This is a genomic window from uncultured Hymenobacter sp. (genome assembly GCF_964242765.1).
Classification (GTDB): domain Bacteria; phylum Bacteroidota; class Bacteroidia; order Cytophagales; family Hymenobacteraceae; genus Hymenobacter.
In genome coordinates this window covers 69,755-96,357 of record NZ_CAXTBM010000010.1, presented here as the reverse complement: position 1 = coordinate 96,357, position 26,603 = coordinate 69,755, and the positions used below count along the sequence as shown (strand labels likewise).

The 26,603-nt window shown below is 54.3% G+C and carries 22 protein-coding genes; 12 read left to right on the top strand and 10 right to left on the bottom strand.

Features of this window, described 5'->3' with window-relative positions:
• Nucleotides 1–121: 121 nt before the first annotated feature.
• On the bottom strand, nucleotides 122–622 hold the full coding sequence (locus ACFE7X_RS06205; RefSeq protein ID WP_375434800.1) for a hypothetical protein: 501 nt from the start codon (nucleotides 620–622) through the stop codon (nucleotides 122–124).
• 283 nt (nucleotides 623–905) lie between these two features.
• On the opposite strand from ACFE7X_RS06205, the gene ACFE7X_RS06200 reads away from it, so the two are divergent.
• The 6 genes from ACFE7X_RS06200 to dnaK all read left to right on the top strand — a co-directional run bounded on the left by ACFE7X_RS06200 (nucleotide 906) and on the right by dnaK (nucleotide 9,000).
• Nucleotides 906–2,984 (top strand): VWA domain-containing protein, encoded by a 2,079-nt coding sequence (locus ACFE7X_RS06200; RefSeq protein WP_375434799.1) that lies wholly within the window; start codon nucleotides 906–908, stop codon nucleotides 2,982–2,984.
• A gap of 218 nt (nucleotides 2,985–3,202) precedes the next feature.
• Nucleotides 3,203–4,315, top strand: coding sequence for an MBL fold metallo-hydrolase (locus ACFE7X_RS06195; RefSeq protein WP_375434798.1), 1,113 nt, complete (start codon nucleotides 3,203–3,205; stop codon nucleotides 4,313–4,315).
• A gap of 32 nt (nucleotides 4,316–4,347) precedes the next feature.
• Nucleotides 4,348–5,304, top strand: a complete 957-nt coding sequence (locus ACFE7X_RS06190; RefSeq protein WP_375434797.1) for a pseudouridine synthase — start codon at nucleotides 4,348–4,350, stop codon at nucleotides 5,302–5,304.
• Nucleotides 5,304–6,263, top strand: coding sequence for an alpha/beta hydrolase (locus tag ACFE7X_RS06185; RefSeq protein WP_375434796.1), 960 nt, complete (start codon nucleotides 5,304–5,306; stop codon nucleotides 6,261–6,263). The genes ACFE7X_RS06190 and ACFE7X_RS06185 overlap by 1 nt, the downstream gene beginning before the upstream one ends.
• A 113-nt stretch (nucleotides 6,264–6,376) precedes the next feature.
• Nucleotides 6,377–6,805 carry a hypothetical protein gene (locus ACFE7X_RS06180; RefSeq protein ID WP_375434795.1) on the top strand — a complete coding sequence of 143 codons (429 nt, stop codon included), beginning with the start codon at nucleotides 6,377–6,379 and terminating at the stop codon, nucleotides 6,803–6,805.
• Nucleotides 6,806–7,050: 245 nt separating this feature from the next.
• Nucleotides 7,051–9,000 carry a molecular chaperone DnaK gene (gene dnaK, locus ACFE7X_RS06175; protein WP_375434794.1) on the top strand — a complete coding sequence of 650 codons (1,950 nt, stop codon included), beginning with the start codon at nucleotides 7,051–7,053 and terminating at the stop codon, nucleotides 8,998–9,000.
• A gap of 796 nt (nucleotides 9,001–9,796) precedes the next feature.
• Here the strand turns inward: dnaK and ACFE7X_RS06170 are convergent.
• Nucleotides 9,797–10,963, bottom strand: a complete 1,167-nt coding sequence (locus ACFE7X_RS06170) for an endonuclease/exonuclease/phosphatase family protein (protein WP_375434793.1) — start codon at nucleotides 10,961–10,963, stop codon at nucleotides 9,797–9,799.
• A gap of 213 nt (nucleotides 10,964–11,176) precedes the next feature.
• Here ACFE7X_RS06170 and ACFE7X_RS06165 point away from each other — a divergent pair, with 213 nt between their 5' ends.
• The 3 genes from ACFE7X_RS06165 to ACFE7X_RS06155 all read left to right on the top strand — a co-directional run bounded on the left by ACFE7X_RS06165 (nucleotide 11,177) and on the right by ACFE7X_RS06155 (nucleotide 14,579).
• The gene (locus ACFE7X_RS06165) at nucleotides 11,177–11,794 is read left to right on the top strand and encodes a MarC family protein (protein ID WP_375434792.1); all 618 of its coding nucleotides are present in this window, start codon (nucleotides 11,177–11,179) and stop codon (nucleotides 11,792–11,794) included.
• 269 nt (nucleotides 11,795–12,063) lie between these two features.
• Nucleotides 12,064–13,095, top strand: coding sequence for a uroporphyrinogen decarboxylase (hemE, locus tag ACFE7X_RS06160; protein ID WP_375434824.1), 1,032 nt, complete (start codon nucleotides 12,064–12,066; stop codon nucleotides 13,093–13,095).
• 230 nt (nucleotides 13,096–13,325) lie between these two features.
• The gene (locus ACFE7X_RS06155; protein WP_375434791.1) at nucleotides 13,326–14,579 is read left to right on the top strand and encodes a M1 family aminopeptidase; all 1,254 of its coding nucleotides are present in this window, start codon (nucleotides 13,326–13,328) and stop codon (nucleotides 14,577–14,579) included.
• Nucleotides 14,580–14,619: 40 nt separating this feature from the next.
• On the opposite strand, the gene ACFE7X_RS06150 is transcribed toward ACFE7X_RS06155, so the two are convergent.
• The 6 genes from ACFE7X_RS06150 to ACFE7X_RS06125 form a co-directional block, all read right to left on the bottom strand.
• On the bottom strand, nucleotides 14,620–15,642 hold the full coding sequence (locus ACFE7X_RS06150; RefSeq protein WP_375434790.1) for a bifunctional heptose 7-phosphate kinase/heptose 1-phosphate adenyltransferase: 1,023 nt from the start codon (nucleotides 15,640–15,642) through the stop codon (nucleotides 14,620–14,622).
• A gap of 132 nt (nucleotides 15,643–15,774) precedes the next feature.
• Nucleotides 15,775–17,004, bottom strand: a complete 1,230-nt coding sequence (locus ACFE7X_RS06145) for a pyridoxal phosphate-dependent aminotransferase (protein WP_375434789.1) — start codon at nucleotides 17,002–17,004, stop codon at nucleotides 15,775–15,777.
• Nucleotides 17,005–17,501: 497 nt separating this feature from the next.
• Nucleotides 17,502–19,586, bottom strand: coding sequence for a glycosyltransferase family 2 protein (locus ACFE7X_RS06140; RefSeq protein WP_375434788.1), 2,085 nt, complete (start codon nucleotides 19,584–19,586; stop codon nucleotides 17,502–17,504).
• 129 nt (nucleotides 19,587–19,715) lie between these two features.
• Nucleotides 19,716–21,095, bottom strand: a complete 1,380-nt coding sequence (locus tag ACFE7X_RS06135) for an aspartate kinase (RefSeq protein ID WP_375434787.1) — start codon at nucleotides 21,093–21,095, stop codon at nucleotides 19,716–19,718.
• A 205-nt stretch (nucleotides 21,096–21,300) separates the two neighbouring features.
• Nucleotides 21,301–21,915 carry a recombination mediator RecR gene (recR, locus tag ACFE7X_RS06130; protein ID WP_375434786.1) on the bottom strand — a complete coding sequence of 205 codons (615 nt, stop codon included), beginning with the start codon at nucleotides 21,913–21,915 and terminating at the stop codon, nucleotides 21,301–21,303.
• Nucleotides 21,916–22,007: 92 nt separating this feature from the next.
• Nucleotides 22,008–22,289 carry an ATP-dependent Clp protease adaptor ClpS gene (locus tag ACFE7X_RS06125; RefSeq protein WP_375434785.1) on the bottom strand — a complete coding sequence of 94 codons (282 nt, stop codon included), beginning with the start codon at nucleotides 22,287–22,289 and terminating at the stop codon, nucleotides 22,008–22,010.
• An 843-nt stretch (nucleotides 22,290–23,132) separates the two neighbouring features.
• Between ACFE7X_RS06125 and ACFE7X_RS06120 the strand changes: the two genes are divergently transcribed.
• Together ACFE7X_RS06120 and ACFE7X_RS06115 are read left to right on the top strand one after the other, a co-directional pair.
• Nucleotides 23,133–23,690, top strand: a complete 558-nt coding sequence (locus tag ACFE7X_RS06120; protein WP_375434784.1) for a hypothetical protein — start codon at nucleotides 23,133–23,135, stop codon at nucleotides 23,688–23,690.
• A gap of 162 nt (nucleotides 23,691–23,852) precedes the next feature.
• A complete protein-coding gene (locus ACFE7X_RS06115; protein WP_375434783.1) occupies nucleotides 23,853–24,572 on the top strand; it encodes a hypothetical protein in 720 nt (239 codons plus the stop codon).
• Nucleotides 24,573–24,656: 84 nt separating this feature from the next.
• Here the strand turns inward: ACFE7X_RS06115 and ACFE7X_RS06110 are convergent, their stop codons facing one another.
• Together ACFE7X_RS06110 and ACFE7X_RS06105 are read right to left on the bottom strand one after the other, a co-directional pair.
• Nucleotides 24,657–25,349 carry a YceI family protein gene (locus ACFE7X_RS06110; RefSeq protein WP_375434782.1) on the bottom strand — a complete coding sequence of 231 codons (693 nt, stop codon included), beginning with the start codon at nucleotides 25,347–25,349 and terminating at the stop codon, nucleotides 24,657–24,659.
• A 55-nt stretch (nucleotides 25,350–25,404) separates the two neighbouring features.
• Complete coding sequence (locus ACFE7X_RS06105; RefSeq protein WP_375434781.1) at nucleotides 25,405–25,851, bottom strand: MarR family winged helix-turn-helix transcriptional regulator; 447 nt, start codon at nucleotides 25,849–25,851, stop codon at nucleotides 25,405–25,407.
• Nucleotides 25,852–26,011: 160 nt separating this feature from the next.
• On the opposite strand from ACFE7X_RS06105, the gene ACFE7X_RS06100 reads away from it, so the two are divergent.
• A complete protein-coding gene (locus tag ACFE7X_RS06100) occupies nucleotides 26,012–26,599 on the top strand; it encodes a DUF6799 domain-containing protein (RefSeq protein WP_375434780.1) in 588 nt (195 codons plus the stop codon).
• Nucleotides 26,600–26,603: the final 4 nt, after the last annotated feature.

Here is a 26,603-nt window from a genome sequence, read left to right as displayed (position 1 = left end):
ACGCTACAGAAACCGAATTCCGCTGACGGAAAAGGTGATTTCAGCAGTGCGGATGTTTGAAAGCAAGGAGTTAGTGGAGATGCAGTGAACAGGTTTAGAACCTGTAAGAAATTACTCTTTTTCATTCCGAAAGATGAAGTCTATTCTCCATTAGCCATTTCTTAGCTTGCTCAACAACTACGTCTGCAATATCCTTTCCGTTAGCTTCAGGCCAATAATACTGATGTTCATTGCCGTAATCTAAATCGTCCCAAGCCCACCAGAGCAAGTAAAAATCATAAACGCAACTCTCGTAGTTATGATCCCGGCAGTATCTATATACCCTTGCCAAATTCTCCTTTACATCTTCACCTGTTGCAATCTTTTTGATGAAGTAACTGCTGTAGCTCAGTATCGCTTCCTCACCTTCTTTTATGTTTATGCCTAGGTCTTTCAAAGCCTCTTTCACGTAACTTATTGTCTCATAAAATAATGCAGGCTTCTTTAGTCCTGCCAATGTATAGAGAGCTTCCGATTCATAGCCAAGAACCATCATCTCTAATGCCCAATCAACAAAAATATCTGTCTTAAAATCAGGAATTTCTTTAAAAGCAACGACTTGACTTGTCAATTTGCTAGTCATATCTTTTGTAGTTGTGTGATTAACTGATGTTACTTACGCACGACTTGCGCTTACTTGCTGGAAAGGCACTTTACCAGCGCAGTGAAAGGGTATTTCCAGCGAGTCAGCACAGGCACTGCGTAACATCGGTGATTAAATGTAGGGACAGCTGCCAATTCTATATCCTCCCTCGCAACTCCCTAACTTAGCCCACGCCGCTCTTCAGTAGCGGCGGCTAAACTAAGGCACGCAACTCTACGGCCTGTTTTAGGGTTCTTGGTATTCTCACTCGCTATTCCTGTCTTTGATTTCCGTCGCTGCTTCTCCCTGGTTTATTCTGCTGTGCCTGGCTGCGGGCGCGGGCTATGCGGCTCTGTTGTACTCAGCGAAGGCCCCTTGGAGCAAGGCGCTCAACCTCGGGCTAGCCGCGCTGCGTTTTGTGGTGGTGAGCTTGTTGTGCTTTCTGCTGCTTTCGCCCTTCCTCAAAACGACCACCAACACCACCGAAAAGCCCACGCTAGTGCTGGCCGTCGACAACTCGCAGTCGGTGGGGCTGTTCACGCCGCCGGCCGTGCTCAGGCAAGCCAAAACGGGGCTGCAACAGCTCACCGAAACCCTGCGCGGCCGGGGCTTCAACGTGGAAACCCGCACGCTTGGCGCTGCTACCGCCCGCCCTGTGGCGCCCGACTCGGTGCAGTTCAACGCTGCTGCTACCAATCTGGATGAACTGCTCACTGGCGTCCGCGAGACGTATGAGGGCCGCAATTTGGCGGGGGTAGTGCTGGTGTCGGATGGTATTGTCAACCAAGGCCGCTCCCCTGCTTACTCGGAGTTCAACTTCCCAATCTATTCGGTGGCGGTGGGCGACACGCTGCCCAAGAAAGACCTGAACCTGCCCACGCTGAACTACAACCGAGTGGCGTTCAGCGGCAACAAGTTTCCAATTGAAGCCGAGGTGACGTATGATGGTTTTGCGGGCGGCACGGCGGTAGTACAATTGCGCGAGAATGGCCGGGTGCTGCAAACGCAGCGCGTCCGCCTACCGGCCGGCCAGCGGCGCACCAAAACCACATTTACCCTTGTGGCGCCCGCGCCCGGTAAGCGCCGTTACGAAGTGGTGGTTGCAACCCAACCCAGCGAGTTCACTACGCTCAACAACAGCAAGTTTGCCTACGTCGAAATTGTGAAAGGCAAGCTACGGGTGTTGCTAGCCGGCGCGGCCCCTCACCCCGATTTGAAAGCCTTACGCGCCGCCATTCAGCAGAACGACAACTTCGACCTCGTCACGTATTTGCCCGGCATCAGCCCATTGAAAAGCCAGGATTACGATGTGGCTATCCTGCACCAGCTACCAGCGCGGGACGGCGCGGGCGCGGAGGTGCTGGCGCAGGTGCGGAGCCGCCGGATTCCGGCCCTCTACATTTTGGGGGCACAATCGGACTTCAATGCCTACAACAGCGCCGGCGCGGGCCTGACGGTGCTACCCCGCGGCTCGCAAACCGACGAGGTAACGCCCGTGCTCAACCCCAGCTTTTCGCGGTTCACTTTCGAGGAAGACGCGCTACGCCGCTTCACTTCCTACCCACCCGCACCAGTTCCGTTCGGCGACATACGCCTGAGTGGTGGGGCTGAAGCAGCGTTGTTTCAGCAGGTAGGCCGCCTTCGCACGCAAAAGCCGCTGTTGGTATTCGGGGGCACCGCGGCGCAGCGCCAGGCTACGCTACTCACGGAAGGTAGCTGGCAGTGGCGCCTGCAGGAAGCCGTGGAGCACGATGACCGGCCCGATGCCTACGACCGGCTCATCGTCCGCACCCTGCAACTGCTCACCCAGAATGCCAACAAAAAGCGTCTCGACGTGTACCCCACGCAGGATGCTTTCAGTACCCAAGACGACGTAACCTTCGGTGCTGAGACCTACAACGCTATTTTCGAGCGCACCTACGGCCAGCAAATCACGCTCACGCTTACCGATGAGCAGCAGAAAACCCGCACCTTCAGCTACACTAATTCCGAAGACGGCGCGCCCCTGCACATTGGTACGCTGCCCGGCGGCTTTTACCGCTACGCCGCCCGTGCCAACCTCAACGGCCAACCTCAGCAAGACCGCGGCGAACTACTGATTCAGGAGCAGCAGCTAGAAGCCCTCGACGCCCGCGCCGACCATAATCTACTCTATCAACTCGCGCGCCGCAGCGGTTCCCGGCTCTATTATCCGCAGCAATTCACCCAGCTCACTCAGGACATCCTGAAAGCCGATTACAAGCCCGTCATCTATTCCCAAGAAGACTTAAAGGACCTCATCAACCTGAAGTGGCTGTTCTTCCTAATTCTGGCTCTGGTGACGGTGGAGTGGGCCACACGCAAGTATTCAGGCGGCGTGTAAGGCGAAGCGCCAGCAGTACGATACTACTGGTTCAGGTAAAGTAAAATCAACGCTGAAACGTCCTTGCTACTGAATTGCTTGCCGCTTCGGGAGGCTAAGGTAGCCGTGGCCTACATTGGAAAGCGAAGACAGGTACTGCATGTGCCAACCATCACAGCATACCTGAACGTGCAATAGGTAGGCGTACACGCATGAGAAAACCACTAAAACGCTTCCTTTTGACAACGAGCGGCATCATCGGCACTATTCTACTGGCAGCAGTGGCCTTCACAGGACTAAGCTCGGAGTTCGGCGGCAAGCCCACCAAGGCCGAGCGGCAGATTTACGCACAGTCGGGGCATTATCAGGACGGTGAGTTTGTAAATCTAGTGCCTACTTCCGTCTCGACTGGCGGCAGCTTCGCGGCCACCATGTGGAAGTTTATTTTTCACAAAGACCCGCACGCCACGCCAACTGGGCCGTTGCCTATGCAGCAACTGGACTCGCTTGGCATCACGCGCAAAACGCCAGACCTCGTGCGCGTAACGTGGTTTGGGCACTCGGCTAGCTTGGTGGAACTAGCCGGGAAAAATATCTTGCTCGACCCCATGCTGAGCGTCGACCTGGGGCCTAGCGCCTGGCTGACGCCTGCTCGCTACAATTCCATCCTGCCCATCAGCCCCGAGCAACTGCCGGCCATCGACGCCGTGTTGATTTCACATGACCACTACGACCACCTCGACTACCAAACCATCCGGCGTCTCAAAAGCAAAGTTGCTCGTTTCTACGTGCCGTTGGGCATTGGTCCGCACCTACGAGCGTGGGGCGTGGCCCCGGAGCGCATCACGGAAATGAACTGGGGCGACGAAGCGCAAGTGGACGGCCTAACGGTGGTGTGCACGCCCAGCCGCCACTTTTCGGGCCGCGGCCTGACCAACCGCAATTCCACACTGTGGAGCTCCTGGGTGCTTAAGTCCAGCACGAAACGCATCTTTTACAGCGGCGACGGGGGCTACGGCCCCCATTTTAAAGCCATTGGCGCCACCTATGGCCCCTTCGACCTCGCTTTGATGGAATGCGGCCAATACAATGAAGATTGGGCCGAGATTCATATGATGCCCGAGCAAAGCGTGCAGGCGGCTGTTGATGTGCGTGGGAAGGTGATGCTGCCAGTTCATTGGGCCGCCTTCACCGAAGCCAACCACGCCTGGACCGACCCCATCGAACGGGCCACCGCCGCGGCTATGCGTCTGCATTTGCCACTCACCACACCCCAGCTTGGCGAGTTGGTTACGTTGGGCACTACCCCGCTTCCTAGCTTGCCGTGGTGGCGCGGGGTGCGTGGAAAGTAGTGAAAGGCCCAAAAGGCGCGTAACTTTGCGTTATGCGTTACATTCTGGTCAACAAACCCTACGAAGTCCTCACTCAATTCACCGACGAGCAAGGCCGTGCCACGCTCAAGGACTTTGTAGCCATTCCGAACATTTACCCCGTCGGGCGGCTGGATTTCGATTCCGAAGGCCTCGTGCTGCTCACCGACGACAAGCAGCTCCAGCATCGCCTTTCCGAACCTCGCTTTAAAGTAGCCAAGACCTACTGGGTGCAGGTAGAAGGCATTCCGACCGAAGAAGCGTTGGAGACGCTGCGCCGCGGCGTGGACATCAAAAGCGGCTTTACCTCCCCCGCCGAAGCCCGCTTGTTGCCCAACGACACCGAGCTGTGGCCCCGTAGCAAGCCCGTTCGCTTTCGGGCCAACATCCCTACCAGTTGGATTGAAATCACAATTTCGCAGGGCATGAACCGGCAGGTGCGCAAGATGACGGCGGCCGTAGGCTTCCCGACGCTGCGGCTAGTCCGCGTGGGCATTGCCGAGCTGCGCGCGGAAGACCTGGCGCCCGGCAAATGGCGCGAGCTAACCGACCAGGAAGTACAGGCCCTGAAAGAAGATATGGCGGCCCAAACAGCGGCAGCCGGCACCTTCAAAACGCCTGGCAAGGCTGAAACCTTCTGGCCGGGGGGCGTCCGTCCGGCTGGCGCCAAGCCGGCCCAGAATAGCGCTGGGGGCTACAGCCGAGGCGGTTTTGGGGGAGCAGGCAACCCGAAAGCAATTGATGGTGATGGCCGTTCGGCAGGGAGCCGGGGCTCGGGCCGCAACAGCGGGGGCACTTTCAAGGCAAAGCCTACGGGTGGCAAGGCAGGTGGTGGCAAAGCAACCCCTGGCAAAACCGGCAGCAAGCCCGGTCCTAAATCGGCAGGGCGCGGCAGTACTGGTCCGGCCGGGCGGGGCGGGGCCGGCCGTAAGCCGGGTGCCACCGGCAGCAGCCGTAACGGGCGCGGCTAATGGCCAGAACTTCTTCGCGCAAACCCCAGCGCCTCCGGCAACTGCTTTTGCTGGCGGTGCTGGGGTTGGTAGTTGTTAATGCAGTAGCGTTTTTTCATGCCTGGCGCTTCACGCATTTCACCGCCGAAGCCGGCCCCCACACCGATAACCCCGAGCACCTTACGCCGCTGCAAAAATTTGGCGTTTTGCTTACGGGCCTCAAAAATCCGAAGCCTCGCAACCAAGTCACGCCAGCCTTCCCGTACCGTACTATCTACCTCAGTAGCCCCAATGGTCTATTAGAAACCTGGTACAGTCCGGTTGCACGGCCCCGCGGCACCGTGGCGCTGTTTCACGGCTATACTAGCTGCAAAAGCAAGCTGCTAACCGAAGCCGCCTATTTCCGCAGTGTTGGTTACTCCGTGCTTCTCACCGATTTTGCTGGTAACGGCGGCTCCACGGGCAACGTCTGCACGGTGGGTTACCACGAAGCCGCCGATGTGGCGGCCGTAACGCGCTGGCTGCAACGCCGGCCCGGCTCCGTGGTGCTCTACGGCAACTCCATGGGCGCCGAAGCCATTCTGCGGGCTGAGAGTGAACTAGGCGCACGCCCAACGGCTAACCTTATCGAATGCCCCTACGGCAGCATGCTTGAAACGGCGGCCAACCGTTTTCAATCCATGCATGTGCCGCCTTTCCCATTGGCCAACCTACTAGTGTTTTGGGGTGGGGTGCAAAACAACTTTTGGGCATTTGATTTAGATGCCACCCACTTCGCAACCACTATCAGCACCCCCACCCTGCTCATGTGGGGTGAAGCCGACCCGCGCGTAACGCGCCAAGAAACCGATGCCATTTTCGCCAACCTACGCGGCCCCAAGCAACGGCAAGATTTCCCTCGTTCCGGCCACGAACCTTATTGGCGCAAAAATAAAGCGTTGTGGGAGCAGACCATAGCTGGCTTTTTAGAAAAGCAATAGCATTAAGTTCTTGCTTGACACAGGCATACAACAAATACTTCAGTATATCAGCGCTACAAGTAAGCTATAAATAGCTACCATCATTCCGAATGACACCTAATTTATAATTGTCTATGCTCTCATCCTATGCAGCGCAGAGCTTGCAAATATTATTAGATGCCTTTCCTGCTTTCAAGGATTCGGTAAAAGAGCAAGAAGATTATTTTGAAATCGAGGTTCGGTCACCGTCTGGTTACGAGTTATGTATATCTACTGATTGTAATGAGTTGACAGTATATTTTGCTGAACACCATCATCATTTCAGCAATTTTGACGAGCAGAAAAACATTGAAAATCTGCCTGCTGAAGATGCAGCCGCCGCTATCCAATATCTGCGTGACTTGCTTACAGGTGTAACTGGTATTGCGGTATGGTATAAGAATGGAAAGTTTTTAATGTCCCATACTTTCCTGTTACAGGATGGGCCTTATGCTTATCAAACTAACTTTATTCAAAGGTGGCTGATGCGTAAGCGCACTGTTGATGTTAGAGTTTGGTCATAGCTGCACGTAACTCTTGCTAGCTTACGCTAGCCGCACCATACCCTGCCCTGCTGGCAGAATATGCCGCATCCAGAAATTTCATAGAAGTCAGTCCGGCGGATAGTTCGTATGGTGCACCTTTAAAAATGACAATCTGTCACAAATAAAGCACTTTGCTGGGGCTGGTACGAGCCTTGTAACTCCCCCCGTGCGAATGATTCGCACTTATAACCTGACACCTCAACTACTCCATAAACACCATTAAAATGGGCAAAATAATTGGTATTGACCTCGGAACCACCAACTCGTGCGTGGCCGTAATGGAAGGCAACGAGCCGGTGGTAATTCCGAACAGCGAAGGCCGGCGGACGACTCCGTCGATTGTAGCTTTCCTGGACAACGGTAAGGGCGAGCGGAAAGTCGGTGACCCGGCCAAACGTCAAGCCATTACCAACCCTACGAATACTATTCAGTCGATCAAACGCTTCATGGGCCGCGGCTTTGGCGAAGTGACTGAAGAAGCTAAAAACGTATCCTACGCGCTAGAGCGCGGTTCTAATAGCACGGTTGCCGTGAAAATTGGCGACCGTCAATATACGCCGCAGGAGATTTCGGCGATGGTGCTTCAGAAAATGAAGCAGACTGCTGAAGACTACCTCGGCCAGACCGTGACGGAAGCCGTTATTACGGTTCCTGCTTACTTCAACGACGCCCAGCGCCAGGCTACTAAAGAAGCTGGTGCCATTGCCGGCCTTGATGTGAAGCGCATCATCAACGAGCCGACTGCTGCTGCCTTGGCCTACGGCCTCGACAAAAAGCACACCGACCAGAAGATTGCTGTGTACGACCTTGGCGGTGGCACCTTCGATATCTCTATTCTGGAGCTCGGCGACGGCGTATTTGAAGTACTTTCTACCAACGGTGACACCCACCTCGGCGGTGACGACTTCGACCAAGTAATCATCAACTTCTTGGCAGAAACTTTCGCTAGCGAAAACGAAGGCCTCGACCTGCGTAAAGATGCTATGGCTCTTCAGCGCTTAAAAGAAGCTGCCGAGAAAGCCAAAGTGGAACTGTCTTCTTCGACCGAGACTGAAATCAACCTGCCGTATGTAACGGCCACGGCTTCGGGTCCCAAGCACTTGGTGGTGAAACTGAGCCGCGCCAAGTTCGAGCAGCTAGCTGACAGCCTCGTGCGTCGGTCGATGGAACCCTGCAAAAAGGCACTGCAAGACGCCGGTTTGAGCACATCGGATATCAACGAAGTTATCCTCGTAGGTGGTTCGACCCGTATTCCGCGCATCCAGGAAGAAGTAGAGAAGTTCTTCGGTAAGAAGCCTTCAAAAGGTGTTAACCCCGACGAAGTAGTGGCCATCGGCGCTGCTATCCAAGGTGGTGTACTGACCGGTGAAGTGAAAGATGTACTCCTGCTCGACGTAACCCCGCTTTCGTTGGGCATTGAGACGATGGGCGGCGTTATGACCAAGCTCATCGAGTCGAACACGACTATTCCGACCAAGAAGTCCGAGACTTTCTCCACGGCTTCCGACAATCAACCTTCGGTGGAAATCCACGTGTTGCAAGGCGAGCGTCCGCTGGCTTCGCAGAACCGCACCATTGGCCGCTTCCACCTCGACTCGATTCCGCCAGCACCCCGCGGCGTTCCGCAAATCGAAGTAACCTTCGACATCGACGCTAACGGTATTCTGCACGTATCGGCCAAGGACAAAGGCACCGGCAAAGAGCAGAAGATCCGCATCGAAGCTTCGTCGGGTCTCACCGACGCCGACATCGAGCGGATGCGCAACGAAGCCGCTGCCAACGCCGAAGCCGACAAAGCTGAAACCGAGCGTATCGGCAAGGTGAACGCGGCTGACTCGATGATCTTCCAGACCGAGAAGCAGTTGAAAGAGTACGGCGACAAACTGAGCGCTGGCAACAAGACGGCCGTTGAAAATGCCCTTGGCGACCTCAAGAAGGCCCACGAGAGCAAAGATATCAGCCAGATTGACACCGCCATGGAGGCTATCAACGCCGCTTGGCAGGCTGCCTCGCAGGAGATGTACGCCGCCACCCAAGGTGGTGCCGACGGCCAGCCCGGCGCTGATGGTGGCAACCCCTTCGGCGGTGCCGGCCAGCCGAATGGCAACGGCCAGCAAGGCCAGCCTCACGACAACGTAACCGATGTAGATTATGAAGAAGTAGGAACCAAGTAGTCATCGACTATCAACTAGAAAAGGCCCGAAGCATGTGCTTTGGGCCTTTTTTTTTGCCCATTGGTTGCGCAGTGAGGTTAGGTTTTACAGCTTTATCCTACTCCGAGCAGTTGTCCTTCCGACGCAGGAGGAATCTGAATTAATCTACTCGAAGGCTCTACTCAGATTTCTCCTGCGTCGGAAGACACTCGCTTTGCGCAATGGTAAATATCAAGGTAGTCCCAAGGGATAAAAGTCAACGTACTGTTCAGATGATAATACGAGCCGCACCGGTGGCATAATCAATACATCTTTAGCACTACCTTCACTGGCCCTTTCGTGCGCCGCATCTGTTAGGGCGCCGTTTTGACCGGGGCTGTTTAGCCCTCGTTATCCAACTGGCATTGAGTCTACTCGGTCTTTAGGTTGGGCACTGTCGAGCCGGCAGAATACTGATAAGAGCCGCGTCGAAGCCGCGCAAATCGTTGGCAACTGGCCGCAGACGTATGAGCAAGACCGCGCAAAACTCCGCTGAACCGTCCAGCAAGCCGAAGCAAAAGCTCGACAGACCAGCGGTAAAACAGGCCAAAGGCTTCTCGAAAGCTGCTTTGTTGCACCTTTAGGCTTGAGCTTAGATACTGTGGCATCGGCAGTTGAGGACCGCAACGCCACCCCAGAAGAAGTAGCCAAGCCAGATATAGCCGCTGCTTAACTTGCTGTTTATAATTCAATAAAAAAGAAAAGCCCTGCCTCACGGCAAGGCTTTTTGTGGCTTAGAAACCTGTTGCAGGCGGCTATTCTAGTTTGGAACAGGTTCTCAGCTAGTCACTTCCTTTGCTCTTTCGGAACTAGCTGCTTCTTCCAGTTCTTCCTCTATTTCCTCTTCGAAACCTTCCCGGATTTTCTCGTGTGCCTCTTGATGGTCCTCGGTGTCGGCTTCCTCGGCGTTTTCCTTTTGCTCTTCTTTGGCGTGAGGCTCGTAGCTGAGCTTGATATAGATGGGAAAATGGTCGGAGCCAACGTAGGGCAAGCGCTGGATGTCATCGACCTTGAAATCGGGCGAAACGAACACGTGGTCGAGGGGCCAGCGCAGCGCCAGATAATCGGCGTGAAACGTGGGCAGTAAGCCGCGCCCTACGCGGGGGTCCATCAGGCCACTTATCCGCCGAAACAGTTCGGAGGTGTGTGACCAAGCCACGTCGTTCATGTCGCCAAAAACGATGGTGGGTTCCTCTTTCTCGTTTATTTCCTCGCCTACTAGCAGCAATTCGGCGTCGCGCTTGGTACTGGTTTTCGATTCGGCAGGCGCGGGCGGCTTGGGGTGCAGGCCGTAGAGGCGCACCCACGTTTTGCCGTCAGGCAACTGGACGCGGGTGTGCAACGAGGGCACGTCGTCGTCGAGCAGGTACTTCACTTGGCACCCCTCCAAGGGCAGCCGGGAGAAGAAAAGCAGCCCATAGGTGTTGTCGAGGGGCTCGTGGCAGGTGTAGGGGTGCGTTTTTTCCAGGGGCTTCAGCTGCTCGTGCCACCACTCGTCCGTTTCGACCGCCATGATAACATCGGGGTCTACCTGTTGCAGTACCGTTAAGGCCATGTCGCTGTGCTTGTTGTATTGCAGCACATTCATTACAGCCAAACTTATCTGCTTTTCTTTATCCTTTAGCGTGCTATCTCCTACCTGCTTTCTGGCTATCGGGGTATAAGGAGCAATCCGCACCGACTGATAAAGCACCACCGCGCCGAGCGCAGTCATCAGCCCCGGACCTAGCCAACCAGGCAATTGGTGCCAGCCAAGCAGCCAAGCCGCGCCCACTACCAGTATGGTTACGCCCACAATTTGTAAGCGCGGAAAATCAAATATCCGAATCCACCAGGCCGTTTGGCGCAACAGGGGCAAGAGGGTAGCTACCACCGCCAGTATGGCCAACAGCAACGTAAGGCTATGCGCTAGTAGAATCCAGGTAGGGGCGTTGAGGGTGGGCACGGGTGGGGAAAGGAGAGGTGTGGGAACGAGGGAGCAAGTCTAGCAAGTCGGCACTTTGCAAGTACCGCGCCATGAGAACGGAAGGTCGTCAGTTACATGCTCGTCTGTACGCTGAAGCGGCCTTACGGTTGACCTGTCAAACATAACATTTTCCTGATTGCCGCTTCTATTAAGGCGTGTACCTTTGTGTTGCCTCTCACTGGCTCCTGCTGCATGGAAATTCTGCTCGCCACCTTTACCACGCTGTTTTCGGTCGTCAATCCTTTTGGAGCTATGCCCGTATTCCTGACACTAACCGAAGAAGACACGCCCGCTGAGCGGGCCAATATTGGCCTGCGGGCCTGCCTCTACATGATTGGCGTGTTGGCGGTGTCGTTTTTTGCGGGGCAGTACGTACTCAACTTTTTTGGCATCAACATCTACCACCTGCGCATTGCGGGTGGCATCTTGCTCATACGCTCCGCCTTCGACTTGCTTACGCCCGGCGGCAACCGCTCGAAAGTTTCGGAAGCCACGCTGGAAGAGAGCATGCACAAAAACGATGTTTCTTTCACGCCACTAGCCATGCCCATGCTTTCGGGACCGGGCTCGATGGCCGTCTGCATTGGTTTGTTTACCGAAAAGCTCAGCTACCTAGATATGGGCCTGATTGTGCTGGGCTTTGTGCTGGTGGCGTTTGCCGCTTATATTATTCTGATGTCGTCTCTGCGGCTAACCCGATTCTTGGGGCGGCCAGGTATGGCGGCCCTAGCCCGCATTATGGGCTTTATCACCTTGGCTATCGGCGTAAATTTCATGGCGTCGGCCATCAAGGCCCTGTTTCAGGAATAGCCCTTGAAGTTAGCTTGCGGCTCTTGGCTGAAACGGTACTTGTAGAGATAACTAGCCGGCTTAGAAAGCGTGCGTGCTGCTTCTTACGCGCACCACCTGAAACTTGGCACTGAATTTTGCTGGCAGCTAGTTTGTCGAAAGGTTTCCGGGACCCCAGGGCCTTTTCCGGAGAACCCGGCCGTGGCTACCCGCTAATAAGCTGTTTCAGGACTTTTCACTGCCAGATTGTGTGGTACCTTGTAGCCGATTTCTATGCCACTGCGCCTTCTATGCTTAAAAACGACCTTCTCCTCCGTGCCGCCCGCGGCGAAGAAACCGAACGTACACCCGTATGGCTGATGCGCCAAGCCGGCCGCATCCTCCCCGAATACCGCGCCCTACGGGGCCGCCTCAGCGGTTTCAAGGAACTGGTTGAAACGCCCGCCCTAGCCGCCGAAGTCACCATTCAGCCCGTGGATGCGCTGGACGTAGACGCCGCCATCATCTTCTCCGACATTTTGGTGGTGCCCGAAGCCATGGGCCTAACCTATGAAATGCTAGAAGCCAAGGGTCCGCTCTTCCCCGAAACCATCAAAACCGCGCAGGACGTAGCCCGGATGCGCGTTGCCGACCCGGAAGAGCACCTCGGCTACGTGCTGGAAGCCATTCGCGTCACTAAACGCGCCCTCAACGGCCGGGTGCCGCTTATCGGTTTCGCCGGCGCCCCCTGGACTATTCTGGCGTACATGGTGGAAGGCCACGGCTCGAAAACCTTCAGCAAAGCCCGCCGGATGCTGTACGCCGAACCGGCACTAGCCCACGAGTTGCTCGCCAAAATCACCGCCACGACCATTGCCTACCTGAAAGCGCAAGTGGAAGCCGGGGCCAACATTGTGCAAGTGTTCGATTCCTGGGCCGGTATTCTGCCGCCCGCGCACTACCAAGAATTCAGCACGCGCTACATAGCGGAAATCTGCCGGGCCATTCCCGAAGTACCCGTTACGGTATTTGCTAAAGGCGCCTTCTGGGCCGTGGAAGAGTTTGCGCAGTTGCCCTGCCGTACGATTGGGTTAGACTGGAACCAGGATGCGCGCACCGTGCGCCCCTTGGTCGGCGACAAAACCCTGCAAGGCAACCTCGATCCGTGCGCCCTCTACGGTAGCCCCGCCCAAGTGCGTGCCGCCACCACCGCCATGCTCGACCAGTTCGGCCCGCACCGTCACATCGCCAACCTCGGCCACGGCGTCTACCCCGACACCAATCCTGACAACGTGAAGGTGTTCATTGAAACGGTGAAGGAGTATAGCCCGAAATTGCGCTAACCTTCAACGCCTTGGCGACTTCCAATCTCTTTATTGCTAACGCAGCCCGCCCTGTAGGCGGGCTGCGTTCTGTTTATGTGCATTTCACCAGATGCTCCCTGTTTGCAGCGAGTTTACTGAGTTGCTGTTGGCGAGAGTTCAACTCACGGCTATTGTCAACCAACTACTACGGACAGAATGATTGTATTTTTTATCCAAACCGCTACTTGCCAGCTACTTATCTCATCTACATGAAACGTCTTTTCCTACTGCTGTTGCTCTTTGGATGGTGCACTAGCCAGAGTGAAGCCCGCAACCAAGTGCGAGTGCTGCTTCGGGTGCAGCCCGAAACCAAGCAGTTTTGGTGCCGCTACACCCTAACTCTGCCCGCCAATGCCGCGCCCTCGCAGATTCTGCTTAACCTCAACAAGCAATACAAAATTCTTTCCGTACGCAGCCCCAGGGCCAAGCAGCAGCGCATCGAGCGGTATCTGTATTTGGTTTTTCAGGATACGATGCAAGGCATCAACCTCAGCTATGCCACCCAGGACCGACGAGCCAAGGAAATTACCGTAACCTACAAAGGCACTCTAACAGCAAAGTACGCCACCGACCAAGTAATGGAGCTTAGCGGGCACACCGCTTGGATGCCCCTGCTGCCCTACAAAGACTATGAAACAGTTGACTATAAGCTGGACGTAGAAGCGCCCAGTGCCTACTCCGTTATCAGCTCCTCCCCGCCGATCAGACGACGCGCCGGACACTACAGTTTCGAGGGCGCAACTTGTGCCATTGAACTCACAGCCTTGGTAGCCAAGCAGTTCAACCAGCTTGCTTCTGCTTCGGCAGCACCATTAGTTACCGTATACAAAGCCGGCCGCCCATTCATTAGGCTGGACTCTCTACTGTTGAGCGAGTCAGAACAAATTATTGCTTTCTATAATCAATCGATTGGCCGCCGGGATGCTATTACGCGCTTTTCCATCTTTTTGCCGGGCACCGACCGGGATGCTTTTGGACTGCGGGATAACGCCACGGTCATAACGTATCCTGACTTCGACATTCGGAAACAAGAGGACCATTTGATTCTGGCGCACGAAATCAGCCACAAATGGTGGGGCTACGGCGCCTACGGTGACTACAACGATTGGCTCAACGAAGCTTTTGCCACGTATTCGAGTTTTCTCTACCTGCGGGCCGCCGGTGATACGGCCGCTTACCGACAGGCACTAAACACCAAGATCAAATCGGCAAGCGGCGCGCCGGCTATTATCGGGTTCAATAAACTCGCCTACGACCATGCCACCTACCGTCGCGTAATTTATGATAAAGGCTCCGTCGTGTTGTCGGCCTTGCACAACCGGGTGGGCGACGCGAAATTCCTGGATATTCTGGCGGCAACCGCCGCGCAGAAAACAGCCACCACCGACGCCTTTCTAAACTTAGTTGCTCAAGAAGTGGGCGAAGAAACCCGCCGCTGGCTAAGAGCTGAACTTACGCGGTAGTTGCACCAACCAAGCAAGTCGGCTTCGTGTGCGCATTTCCTTACGCTGAAAGCTGCAACCCTACTCCCTGGGCCTCTTCTAGCAACAGCTGTTTTTCAATCGGCACAACGCCTACCTGCTCGCAGACCAAGCCACCACCCAGGTTAGCCAGCGCCGCCGTAACGGAAGCTGGCAGCTGTAGCGCTACGCACAGCGCCGCAATACTAATAACGGTGTCGCCAGCGCCGGACACGTCGGATATGGTGCGCAGATGGGCCGGCAGATACGTGCGCTGCTCGTGCCCGTTCTCTACGAAGACTCCCCGCTCGGAAAGCGTGACCAGCACAATTTCCGGAGTAAGCAACTCACGCAGGCGCGTTACGGCGGCCTCGAAGTGGGGCCGGTCGGCATCGGTGTCGCTGAACTCCAACTTGAGCCCTTCGCGCAGCTCTTTCAGGTTGGGCTTGAACAGCGTGCAGTGACGGTAAGCCAGAAAATTCTTCTTTTTGGGGTCGACTACGGTGGGGATGCCGCGCTGCCGGGCCAAGCCAATGAAGTGCTGAATGCTAACCTCGGTGAGTACCCCTTTGTCGTAATCCTCGAAAATCACGACGTCAACGCGGGATAACAGCGCTTGGTAGCGGGCCGTTAGCTGCGCGTTTTCTTCCGCGTTCAAGTTGGTTTCCACCTCCGAATCAATACGCAGCAAGTGCTGACCGGCGGCCAGGATGCGCTGCTTCACGGTAGTAGGCCGGTGGGCACTGCGCACGACGCCTTCGGCGGAGAGGCCCGTGGTGCGCAGCAACTCTAGTAGCTGGTCGCCGCCTTGGTCCTCCCCTATCACCGCGCACAGCAGCGGCGTGGCGCCGAGCGCTTGCACGTTCAGGGCCACGTTGGCGGCTCCCCCGAGGCGCTGTTCGGTGCGGCTTACGTTCACGACGGGCACCGGCGCTTCGGGCGAAAGGCGGGTGGCTTTGCCCCACACGTATGCATCCATCATGACGTCGCCCACAACAAGCACCGTAAGCTGATTGAAGGCATTGAAAAGTTCGGGAAGCGTAGTGGGGGCGGCAGGTACGGGCATTCTGGCGGTTTAGGATAAGGCCGCAAAGGTACATGGTCCTACGAATTCCCTGAGTGGGCTCGTAGGACCATGTCCAGACAGGTGCAGCAACCTACTAGTGGCTCGCGGGAGACTAGCCGAATCCGTTGCCGTCTACTTCAGCGTTGCCAGGCTCTTCTTGATTCGCTCGAAGGCTTCGCGCAGCTTCTCATCGGCGGCGGCGGTGCTGAACCGGATGCAGTTGGGCGCCCCAAATGCCCGGCCATCGACGGACGCTACGTGGGCATCGCGCAAAATGAACAAGGCGAGGTCGTAGGCATTTTCTATGGTTTGGCCATCGGGGGCCGTCTTGCCGAAGTAGCCGCTCACATCCGGAAAAATGTAGAAGGCGCCACTCGGGGTAGGTGTGCGCAAGCCCGGAATATCTTTCACTAGCTCCAGCACCAAGTCGCGGCGGCGGTGGTAAGCTTCGGCCATTTCGTCGGCCGTGGCCCGGCCCCCTTGCAACGCCACAATGGCGGCCCGCTGGGCAATAGAGCACGTGCCAGACGTAATCTGACTCTGGATTTTCTCGCAAGCACAGGCAATATCAACGTGGGCCGCAATGTAGCCCACGCGCCAGCCCGTCATGGCGTAGCCTTTCGAGAAGCCATTGACGGTAATTACCCGGTCTTTGATGTCGGCGAATTGCGCGATGCTCACATGCTCGCCCACAAAGTTGATGTACTCGTAAATCTCATCGGCCAGCACGTATACCTGCGGGTTGCGGGCTACTACGTCGGCAATGGCGGCCAGCTCTGCGCGCGTAAACACCGAGCCCGTCGGGTTGCACGGCGAGGAGTACATAATGAGCTTGGTACGGGGCGTAATGGCCGCTTCCAGTTGAGTTGCAGTGGCTTTGAAGTCGTCTTCAATTGAACCCACTAGCTCCACGGTAACTCCTTCGGCAAGCTTCACTATCTCGGTGTAGCTCACCCAATAGGGCGCAAACACGATAACCTCGTCGCCGGGGTTTACTAAGCTTAATACAACATTGGCCAACGACTGCTTGGCGCCGGTGCTAACCACAATGTTCTCGTTCTTGTAGTCGAGGTTGTTGTCGCGCTTCAGCTTTTCGCAGATGGCTTTGCGCAGGTCGGGGTAACCGGGAACGGGCGTGTAGAACGTGTAGCCCTCGTCGAGAGCCACTTTAGCAGCATCCTTGATGTATTGAGGCGTCTGAAAATCCGGCTCGCCAAAGCCTAGGTTAATGACATCGATACCCTGAGCACTCAGTTCCCGGCCCTTTTTGACCATGGCAATGGTCTGCGATTCCTCCATGGCTAATATCCGGTCGGATAGCATGGACGTGGGTGACTGAGCGAGCGTGACAGCTTGAGACATAACTACAAAGACGAATTGGTGAAGCGAGCGAATGTAATGAGTGTAGCGTAATTAATCAGCACCAAAAATAGATTGCTACACAAGCTAACTACACAGTATTCACCTTCTACCACCGCAAATTCATCCTCCTTTCTTGTCCGTAGCTGTCGGCGATTTCAATGAGAGCCTAACCGTCATAGGTGCTCCTCCCAATTGATAACGCTACTAAACGCATTAAAAACGGGTTTTCCTGTCGTAAAGCGACTGATTATTGCCCCACCGGATAGCCAAATACTTCTTTTTTCGTCGCCTTATTTCTTCTCGGCGTATTTCCGAAGAGTAATTATTTCCAACGAATCTACAACTGCTTTCTAACGCCCGTTTTTGCTTGAAGTGCGGGCGACAGCGGCTAGGCCACGCCATGTCTTTTAGCGGTTCAGTCGCAGGTGTGGATTGCATAATCTGGCATCCCACCAACGATACTCCTTGAAATAGCGGTAGCAAAAATTGCTTTCTGCCTATTCCGTTCCCAGCCACCGAAAGCGCCGGAACAGAATGCTTATGTCGGTACTGGGCTCGTAATCCTTGGCGTAGAGCAGTTCTAGGCGGCGGCGAGTGGCTTCGGTGAGCGGGGTGGCGGCCTGGGCTACATCGGCTGGCGACAGGATGGCGCGGGCCAAGCGACCCGGCGCCGCCGCGTGCAGCATGCCTACCCACGTGCGCGTACCACCGAGCACGCGCAGGCAATTGCGTACAAACCCTCCTTTGTTGAACTGAAACCCGACCAGCAGCGGCGCGGCCATCAACAGTAGCAGACTCGCCAGAATATCTAACACGCGCTTGTTGCGCACTTGCTGCGGCCGAAACAGGTTGAGCGTGATATCGAGAGCGTAGTAGTCGCCAGGGACATCTTTAGACGAGCTACCGATGATATACTGGCTGTCTTGGGGCAGTATTTTGTAGGCCACCGGCGGGTGCTGAGGTAAGCTGACCATCAAGCCAATAATCTGACTAGCTGATAAATCCTTACCGCAAAAAATCAACTCATCCAATGCGTAAATGCGGATGATTTCCGCGAGTTGCCGCACTTCGCCTAATTGGTCGTCGGACGGCGGCGGGGGTGCTACAGTAGCGGGAGCTTCCGCCACAGCAGCCATCACCGCCGCCCCCAACCGGGAAGCGCCTCCCCAAGCGGACGCAGCGGCCGTAACCAGCGCACTTTCGCGCACTACCACGTCGGGGCTGGCATCGGGGCTTATGTAGCCGATAAGACGAGCTTGTACGCCAGAGTGCTCCAGCAACCGACGTACCCGCAAGCTTTCCACCGATGAGCCGACAATGGCTACATTTTTCTGGCGCCGCTCATTCAAACGCAAGTCATGATAGCGAAGAAAATGCGTGGCCATCATCCGCACAACCAGCGCTGCTACGGCCCATACGCCGCCCAGCACAATCAGCGCTTTCGAGAAGCGCCACGCATCGAAGAAGTTGCTGATAGCTGAAATCAGGACCGTACCCAGGAAGATGCCACGGGCAATGCGCGAGGTTTTGCTCGGCTGGTCATAGGCGCCGCTGAAGTAGGCGGAAGTAAGCCAGACCACGATATAGGCCGGTACCGCCACCAACATAAATTGCGCCGGGTAAGGCGTGCGCACAAACTTATGGTTGTGTTCCCAGTAGGTTTTCAAAAACGAAAGTCCCACGTAAATCAAACCAGCATCGAGGAGCACGGGCGCCGCTCTAGTTATAAAACGCTCGGCTACCGCTACACCCGCCCGCAACCAAATGGCGGCGTTGATGAGCAGCGAAAACATACCCGCCTGCTTAGGGGCGAAGTGCTTGCGGGCAAAAATCACCATGGCCCGGTAGAACACGAACACATAGTTAACGCTCGTGCGCTTGGTGCTTTCGCCTTTGTAATGGATGATACGGGTGTGAGGAAAATAGTAATTTTTCCACCCTCCCTGGGTAATGCGGTACGAGAGGTCGATATCCTCGCCGTACATAAAATAGTCTTCGTCGAGCAGGCCCACTTGTTCCAGCGTTGCCTGGCGCATCATCATAAAAGCGCCGCTCAGCACCTCCACTTCGTGCGTCTGGTCTTTGTCGAGAAACCCGAGGTGGTAACGCCCGAACTTGCGCGATTTTGGGAACAGCTTGGCTAGCCCGAAAATCTTGTAAAATGCCACCCAGGGCGTGGGCAAGCCACGCTTGCTTTCCGGCAGAAACTTGCCTTGCCCATCCAGCATTTTCACACCCAGGCCGCCCGCATTCGGGTGCTCGTCCATGAACGCGCAGCACGCCCGGAAGGTGTCTTCCTCCACCACCGTGTCGGGGTTGAGAAGCAACAGGTACTCGCCCTGGGTTTCCCGCAGGGCTTGGTTGTTGGCAACCGAAAAGCCAGGATTGTCTTTGTTTTCAACCAGGATAACCTCCGGAAACCGACTCCGCACCATAGCCACGGAGCCATCCACCGAATTGTTGTCTACCACAAAGACCTCGACCGGCTGCTCCAGCTTTTCCGCTGCCCGCCGCACCGAGAGTAACGCTTGCTCTAGGAAGTAGCAGACGTTGTAGTTGACAATGACGACAGAAAGCTTCACGGGCGCAAAACGGACGGCTAATTCTGGAGAGGCAATGTAAGATACGCAGAGTAAAGCCCCGGAACTACAGGCACTGGTACCGACGAGTTCCTGCCTCAGCTATATTGTACACCACATATCACGTATATATCAGAAAAACAGTGTTTTATTTAAAGCAATAACGGCGGCTCGGAAGTCGGCGCGCGCAATTAGAAACTGAATGTTAACCTTGCGCAAGGCAAAACCAGCACTCATGATGTTGATATTGGCCTCGGCCAGGGCCCCGGCCGCCTTCGCCAGCAGACCCGGTTGGTCGATGTTGGAGCCAATCAGACACACCATGGCGGCCTTCTCCACGGTTATCTTTTCGTACTTCTCTTGCAGGTCTTGTACCAACTTTTTGTTGAAGTCTTTCTCCCAGATAACTACCGAGATACTGTTGGCGCTGGTGGCCTTGAAGCTGTAGCTGATGCCCAGGTCGTAGAAGGTTTGCATGATGTGCAGGTCGTAACCGGCAGCACCCACCATCAACGGGTCGTACACATCAATGATTAGCACTTTTTCGGTACCGGTAATAACTTCCACCCGCTTGGTCGGCGACACGTAATCTTCGGTGATGAGCGTGCCGGGATGCTCGGGCTCGAAGGTGTTCTTGATGCGTAGGTTGATCTTGTTGATTTCCAGCGGCTTCGACGCTTTGGGGTGAATTGCTTCCATGCCCACGTCGGCTAGTTGGTCGGCTACATCGTAGTTAGTGAAGCCAATAGGTTCACAATTGTTTACCCCCACCATCATGGGGTCGGCGGAGCACAGATGGTATTCTTTGTGAATAATGGCTTCTCTGGGTTTTACGGCCACTGCTATCTTGCTGAAAGTCACTTCCGAATACCCTCTATCGAACTCACGCATAATACCTTCAGTGCCTTTCACGTAACCCGTGACAATGCAGATGGTTTCGGCGAAGTTGATCCGCTTGAACGCGTGCCGAATGCGCTGGTCGATGGTATACGACTTATGGTCGTGAAAGCCGCTCAAATCCACTAGCGTAGCGTTGATTCCGCGGTTTTGCAGGATATTAACCGAGTTGAATGCCGAGTGCGTTTCTCCAATGGAAGCCAGAATTTCGCGGGCGGCTTGCAGAATATTATAGCTGCTCACGTAGCCGGAAGCCAGGATATTGGTTAGGCTGTTGAGGTAAGTTTGCGCATCCTGAATGCGCTGTTCAATAAAGGCGTCGGCTACGGTTAGGTCCAGTCCCAGCGGCTCGTACTGCCGGTTTAGCGCCTTGAGTTTGGTGGCTACTTCGGCCAGCGCCTGATGAAACTTCTTGTATTCGGTGATGCGGTGGTAGACGCCGGGTTCCCCGGTTTTCTTGTTTTCGAGCAGCCAGTTGGTAACTCCAGCATAGGCTGACACCACAAAAATCCGGTTGTAGAGTTCAGCACCCGTGCGGTTGAATTCAATGATGTTGCGCAGCACGTCGCCGAAGGCACTCATCGACGTACCACCTATTTTTTCTACGGTGAGCATGAAAAGAAACAAAGGTTGGAAGGCAAACATAGACACCAAGACCCACATATTCAGTATGCAAGGCAACACCTCAACCGCTAGTTGCCAACCTGAAATGCATACGCACTTTTGTCTGGGTAAGGATTGCCCAACAAACTAACCCCAATGAAAAAGGCCATCACTTACCGTGATGGCCCTTCAGAAAGCAAGCAAAACGAAGTTGCTTTTATTTAGCTTGACGCTGACGCTCTACTATGCTGCGGCCGAGCGTGATTTCGTCGGCGTACTCCAACTCGCCGCCCATCGGAATGCCGCGGGCAATGGAACTGATGTGTACTTCGGCGAAGTCGCGCAGCTTACGCGAAAGATAGAAGGCCGTGGTATCGCCCTCCATAGTAGGGCTGATGGCCAGAATAACTTCTTTAATTTCCGAACCCGGCACGCTAATGCGTTCCACCAACGACTCGATCTGAAGGTCGCTAGGACCCACACCTTCGATGGGCGAGATGACGCCGCCCAGCACGTGGTAGCCGCCTTTGTACTGACCGGTGTTTTCGATGGCAATTACGTCGCGAATATCCGACACCACGCAAATGGTGCTATGGTCGCGGAGCTTGTTGGCGCAGATGGTGCACTCGGCCGTGTCGGAAATATTGTGGCAAGTGTCGCAGTAGCGGATGTCGAAGCGCATTTTGGCCAGTGCTTCGGCCAGTGAAGCGGTAGTATCCGTCTCGGCCTTAAGCAGATGGAGAGCTAAACGCAACGCGGTTTTTTTACCAATGCCGGGCAGCTTGGACAGTTCCCCAACGGCGTTTTCAATCAGTTTGGAAGGAAAATCCATTTAGTTGATGTGCTGATTTTTGATGTGCTGATGAGCTGGTTTTTGATGTGATGACTGCCAATCAGCACATCAACACAGCAAAAACCAGCTTATCAGACTACGTCGGCCGAAATGCCTCGGTCGTGAATGGCGGTACACATGGCGGCCAGTTCGTCATAAACGCCATGCTTAACGGTGCATTGCCCTTTGTAGTGGATGAGCAAGGTGCACTGCTCGGCCTGTTCCGGCTCGTGACCGCACACATCGATGAGCGTTTTGATGACGTGGTCGAAAGTATTGATGTCGTCGTTGTATACAATTAGGTCACGCACATCAGTGGTTTCTTCCAGCAACAAGACGTCTTCGTCGTAGTCGATTTGTGGTTTGCTATTCATGGTACAAAAGTACGTAAAAGCAAGCAAAAAAACGGGATTTACGGCCTCTGCCGGCCTTATATAACCTCTTGAAGAGCAGAAACGTTTCGGCACTTTCGGGAAAGTATTGCTTGCTCACTACCAGATACTTGCGAACTTATGTCCAAGAACAAGAAAGGTCGGTGAGGTCGGTGGTATGAGCAGCCCGGCGCCGTAGTCTCTTAGCAGAAGGGAGAGCTTGGTCCCGGTAGCGAAACCGACGTATTTTTTGCTGCTGAGTGTTCTCTTTTCACTAAACGCCATATTGAATCCCTTGCCTGCCGTTGCTTGTGTAGGTAGCATTTGTGGTGCAAGTCGCCTCTGCCCGCTAATAGAAACAAACTATCAACGATGGAAAATGATGTTAAGCGCAGTCTGCATCCCGAGAGCAGGAAGCAGCTTGGTTGAATTTTAAGATCTTAAAACGAACACCCCTTTCTGTTCACGGTGGCCTTAATGCGAGGCACCGTAGGCGGTCAAATTAACACCATACTCACTGTTGGGAGAACCAGTGTAAGCCCCGCAAGTTGCCGGAGCCTCGTGGTGAAAGCTGCCATTTTTGCGGTTCCACCGTGAGAGCGTCGGCGGCTTCTTGACTGCGCGCCAAGAAAGTGAACAGCCTTCATGCTGTCATCGCAAAAACTGGCAGGCAGCGCACCACTCAGAACTCGGCAGTATAAAAGGCCCTGTCTCAGTTTCCGATAATAGCAAGTGAGCTTATTACCGCACAAACTAAATCAGGGCTACTGCTACAAAATACCTACCTACCAACTAGCTGCTCCGTTTCTACTTTATTTGAAGTCCCATTCGCCGCTTTACTACGCTATGCCCGTTCCGTCCGCTGACTTCAAGAAAGCCATTAACCGCCTCTCCGACAAGGAAAAGGAAACCTTGCTACTACGCGCAGCGCGCCGTGATGCTGAACTCTACGACGCGCTAAGTTTCGAGCTGCTGCCCGATGTAACCATTGAAACCGTGTTCGAAGAATCCTCGGACCGTATTCACGAGCTATTTGCGGTAGGTGCCACGGGTCGGCTGCTCAACCGCAGCCTTACCAAAGCCCTACAAAAAGCCACTAAAGAAGTGGCTCGTGCCCGCCGCATCACCAAAGACAAGCGCTTGGAAATCGACCTCAACCTGTACATCCTGCGCCTGATCTTCGACAACTACACCGGTCAGTTCGATAGCGTGTACGGCGGATTCTATACGGCTACGGCTCGGCTGGCTGGCCGCACAGCGCAGCTAATAGTTGGCAATTTGCACGAAGATCTATGGCTAGAGTACAAATCAGAATTAGATGATATCCTGACTCAGTTGCACACACGCACCAAAAGCCACACCCTGAAATTTGCGCTACCACGTGAACTTGTTTTACCCGACTGATAGACTTCTAGTGCAGTTTAAACCTTCTTTGTATTCTACTCGGATAATATTTTAATAGAGCGTGAATTTGTAATAGGGAGTTAAAAAGAGAAGAATTGAACTGTTAGCTTTGGCTGTTTGATTTTTCATTTTTCTCGTTTCATTACAATTCTACTTCTATTTATGTTTAAGCATTTCACTCGTCTTGTAGCAGTCGGATCTATACTTGTCGTCACAGGCTGCGCGGGTAGCTACCGGGCTATTCAGCCCGACCGGATTGCTACGTACCAGTCCACTGCCACTGCTTCTCCAGTGGAATTTAGCTATCAGTACAGTGCCCTGATTGCGCGCGGTGGCAACAAAAAATACTTGAAGAAAGAGCGCAAGCGTGGTTACCAAGTGGTTGCCGTGAAGGTTAAGAACAATACCGGTGCCGACTTGCTATTCGGCCGCGACTTAGAGCTGTCGTTCGGCGACCGGCCAATTGTTCCGGTGCCCGCTGTGCAGGCAGCCAACGACCTGAAGCAAGGCGTAGCTATTTATCTGCTGTATGTGCTGGGCATCGGGCAGATTGGCGGCACCACTGATCCTTTCACTGGCCAGACTACGGGCGGCACTTTGTTTCCGTGGGGACCGTTTGTGGCCGCCGGCAATATGATAGGCGCTGGTACGGCTAATGCAAACTTGCGCAAAGAGTTTGTTCAGTATGACATGGCCAATAAAGTAATTCGGGCCGGCGAAACTGTTTTCGGTATTGTTAGCTTGCGGGAAGGCAATGTTGCGCCACTTAACTTGTCACTTCGCAACCAAGGCGCCGCCACTTCAACTCCCGCGCAACCAGTGCAACAGCCAGCACCTCAAGCCCCTGCTAGTTCACCTGCTCCTGCCGGCTCAGGCCGCTAGAGAACGAATAGTTGCTAGACACAAAAAAGCCCTGCTGGCAAATGCCGGCAGGGCTTTTCTATTAAGCTAACTTATTTTCTAAGACTACTTAGATGCTTTAGCTGGTTTAGCGGAAGCGCTTTCGCCAGGCTCATTTTTGGCAATAACGTTGAAGCTCATCGTGAAGTCATCCATAATGGCTTTGTCGCCGATGCCTTCGAAGAACGACTTCGAGCCGTACTTGATATCGAATTTGGTGCGGTCGATGGTGGCGGTGCCACTAGCGGAAGCCAAGTTACCTTTCACGCCTACTTTGGCCGGGAAGCTAATAGGCTTCGTGATGCCTTTGATCGTCAAGTCACCGGTGATGGTGGCGTTGTTGCCGGCGGCATCGACTTTCATCGGGGTTACTTTCGTGATGTTGAAAGTAGAAGTTGGGTTCTTGTCGATGGAAAAGAAATCATCGGAGCGGAGGTGACCCATCAATTTGCCGTTGGTTTCGGCATCCTTGATGTCCTCGATTTTCAGCGAGTTCATGTCTACAGTGAACATGCCGCCTACAATCTGGTTGCCACGTACTGTTACCGTGCCGTCCTTGAACTGCACATTGCCGTTGTGCTGGCCAGTGACTTTTTTACCCGCCCAGCCCAAAGTGCTCAACTGGGTTTGCAGTTTATAGGTTTTCTCGGCCGCTTTGTGGCTGGTGGCAGGGGCTTTGCTGGTTGAAGGCGTGCCGGCCATTGCGGGAGCTACAAACAAGGAAACAGCTAACAGAGCTGGTAGAATGATCTTTTTCATGATAAAAGCAAGTGTGAAGATGAGATGTAAAATGAAAGTGTTGCTGAGGGAACCGTCAGTCGCGGATTTTATCTAACAGGTCACTGAGTAGCGTTACTTCTGCTTCAGTTAGTTTGCGCAGCAGGGACTCGCGCTCGATTACTTTGTCTATTTCAAGTAGCAGTTCCAGGCCGGCATCGGTGATGCGGATGTCGACTGCACGGCGGTTGCTGGGGCACACAGTGCGCGTCACGAGTTTTTTAGCTTCTAGCTTGTCTACGATGCGAGAGGCGTTACTGGTCTTGTCGAGCATTCGCTCGATGAGCAGATTCACGGTAGCTGGTTTGGGATGCTGACCGCGCAAAATCCGGAGTACATTAAACTGAGGGAGCGTAATTCCAAATTCCTTGAATTGGCTTGCGTTGCGTTGCTGAACCCATCCCGATGTATATACCAGATTGATTAAACCCTTCTGAAAGCTGTCTTTAAAGATAGGCTGTTTGATTTCGTCCTCTATTTTCATGGCAAGGAAAAGGCTACCTTGGAAAGGCGTTGCAAATATATGTACATACATTTAATGTTCCAACACTGTTTCCAAAATATTTTTAGTTTCGAATTTACTTGTTTGAATCCACAGATTTTTTTGTTCTATCCACTGTAAAAGTAGCTTTTCATCTTATTTCATGAATATACCACTTAAGCGGCCGCTCCTGCTAGCATTGTTTGCCCTGATTTTAAATACCCCTCATCAGATAATAGCCCAATCCAAAACCACGCCACCCGCTGAAGCCATTGCTGCTCACTCAACCGACCGGTTCCTTATGCAGGATGGCACCGTGCTATTGATGCAAGGAAACCGTTCCGAGTTGCTTTCCAGGAACGTAGTACTGCCAAACGGAACCAAAATAAACTATAAAAGCGGCATCGTCGAATTCACCACGGGCAAAAAAACCACGCTCCGAGAAGGCGACTACGTGAAAATGAACGGCGATATCGTGTACGCCACGCCTGCTAGCGCCGCGGCGGCCCGTGGCGATAACTCGGTGCCAGCTACTGCGCAGTACAACAAGTATGTAGAGCGCGGCACCACTGCCACGAGTACCAGTGTATCGGCCACGCCCGTTTCGGAAGAGCTGCCTGCTTTGCTTACGCGCAAAATTCAGCTCCTGAACGAGAAGATCAGCTTGATGACGCCTAATCCCGCCAACCAAGCGGCCCTCAACAAGTTGAATCGGCAGCTTGAAACGCTGGATGGGCAAATTAATCGGTGAAGCT

Coding starts and splice junctions, on each gene's coding strand:
- ACFE7X_RS06155 (WP_375434791.1), top strand. CDS start 13,326: ATGAAACGTCTTTTCCTACTGCTGTTGCTCTTTGGATGGTGCACTAGC.
- ACFE7X_RS06205 (WP_375434800.1), bottom strand. CDS start 622: ATGACTAGCAAATTGACAAGTCAAGTCGTTGCTTTTAAAGAAATTCCT.
- ACFE7X_RS06135 (WP_375434787.1), bottom strand. CDS start 21,095: ATGCTCACCGTAGAAAAAATAGGTGGTACGTCGATGAGTGCCTTCGGC.
- ACFE7X_RS06110 (WP_375434782.1), bottom strand. CDS start 25,349: ATGAAAAAGATCATTCTACCAGCTCTGTTAGCTGTTTCCTTGTTTGTA.
- ACFE7X_RS06185 (WP_375434796.1), top strand. CDS start 5,304: ATGGCCAGAACTTCTTCGCGCAAACCCCAGCGCCTCCGGCAACTGCTT.
- ACFE7X_RS06100 (WP_375434780.1), top strand. CDS start 26,012: ATGAATATACCACTTAAGCGGCCGCTCCTGCTAGCATTGTTTGCCCTG.
- ACFE7X_RS06125 (WP_375434785.1), bottom strand. CDS start 22,289: ATGAATAGCAAACCACAAATCGACTACGACGAAGACGTCTTGTTGCTG.
- dnaK (WP_375434794.1), top strand. CDS start 7,051: ATGGGCAAAATAATTGGTATTGACCTCGGAACCACCAACTCGTGCGTG.
- ACFE7X_RS06165 (WP_375434792.1), top strand. CDS start 11,177: ATGGAAATTCTGCTCGCCACCTTTACCACGCTGTTTTCGGTCGTCAAT.
- recR (WP_375434786.1), bottom strand. CDS start 21,915: ATGGATTTTCCTTCCAAACTGATTGAAAACGCCGTTGGGGAACTGTCC.
- ACFE7X_RS06145 (WP_375434789.1), bottom strand. CDS start 17,004: ATGTCTCAAGCTGTCACGCTCGCTCAGTCACCCACGTCCATGCTATCC.
- ACFE7X_RS06190 (WP_375434797.1), top strand. CDS start 4,348: ATGCGTTACATTCTGGTCAACAAACCCTACGAAGTCCTCACTCAATTC.
- ACFE7X_RS06105 (WP_375434781.1), bottom strand. CDS start 25,851: ATGAAAATAGAGGACGAAATCAAACAGCCTATCTTTAAAGACAGCTTT.
- ACFE7X_RS06120 (WP_375434784.1), top strand. CDS start 23,133: ATGCCCGTTCCGTCCGCTGACTTCAAGAAAGCCATTAACCGCCTCTCC.
- ACFE7X_RS06150 (WP_375434790.1), bottom strand. CDS start 15,642: ATGCCCGTACCTGCCGCCCCCACTACGCTTCCCGAACTTTTCAATGCC.
- ACFE7X_RS06180 (WP_375434795.1), top strand. CDS start 6,377: ATGCTCTCATCCTATGCAGCGCAGAGCTTGCAAATATTATTAGATGCC.
- hemE (WP_375434824.1), top strand. CDS start 12,064: ATGCTTAAAAACGACCTTCTCCTCCGTGCCGCCCGCGGCGAAGAAACC.
- ACFE7X_RS06115 (WP_375434783.1), top strand. CDS start 23,853: ATGTTTAAGCATTTCACTCGTCTTGTAGCAGTCGGATCTATACTTGTC.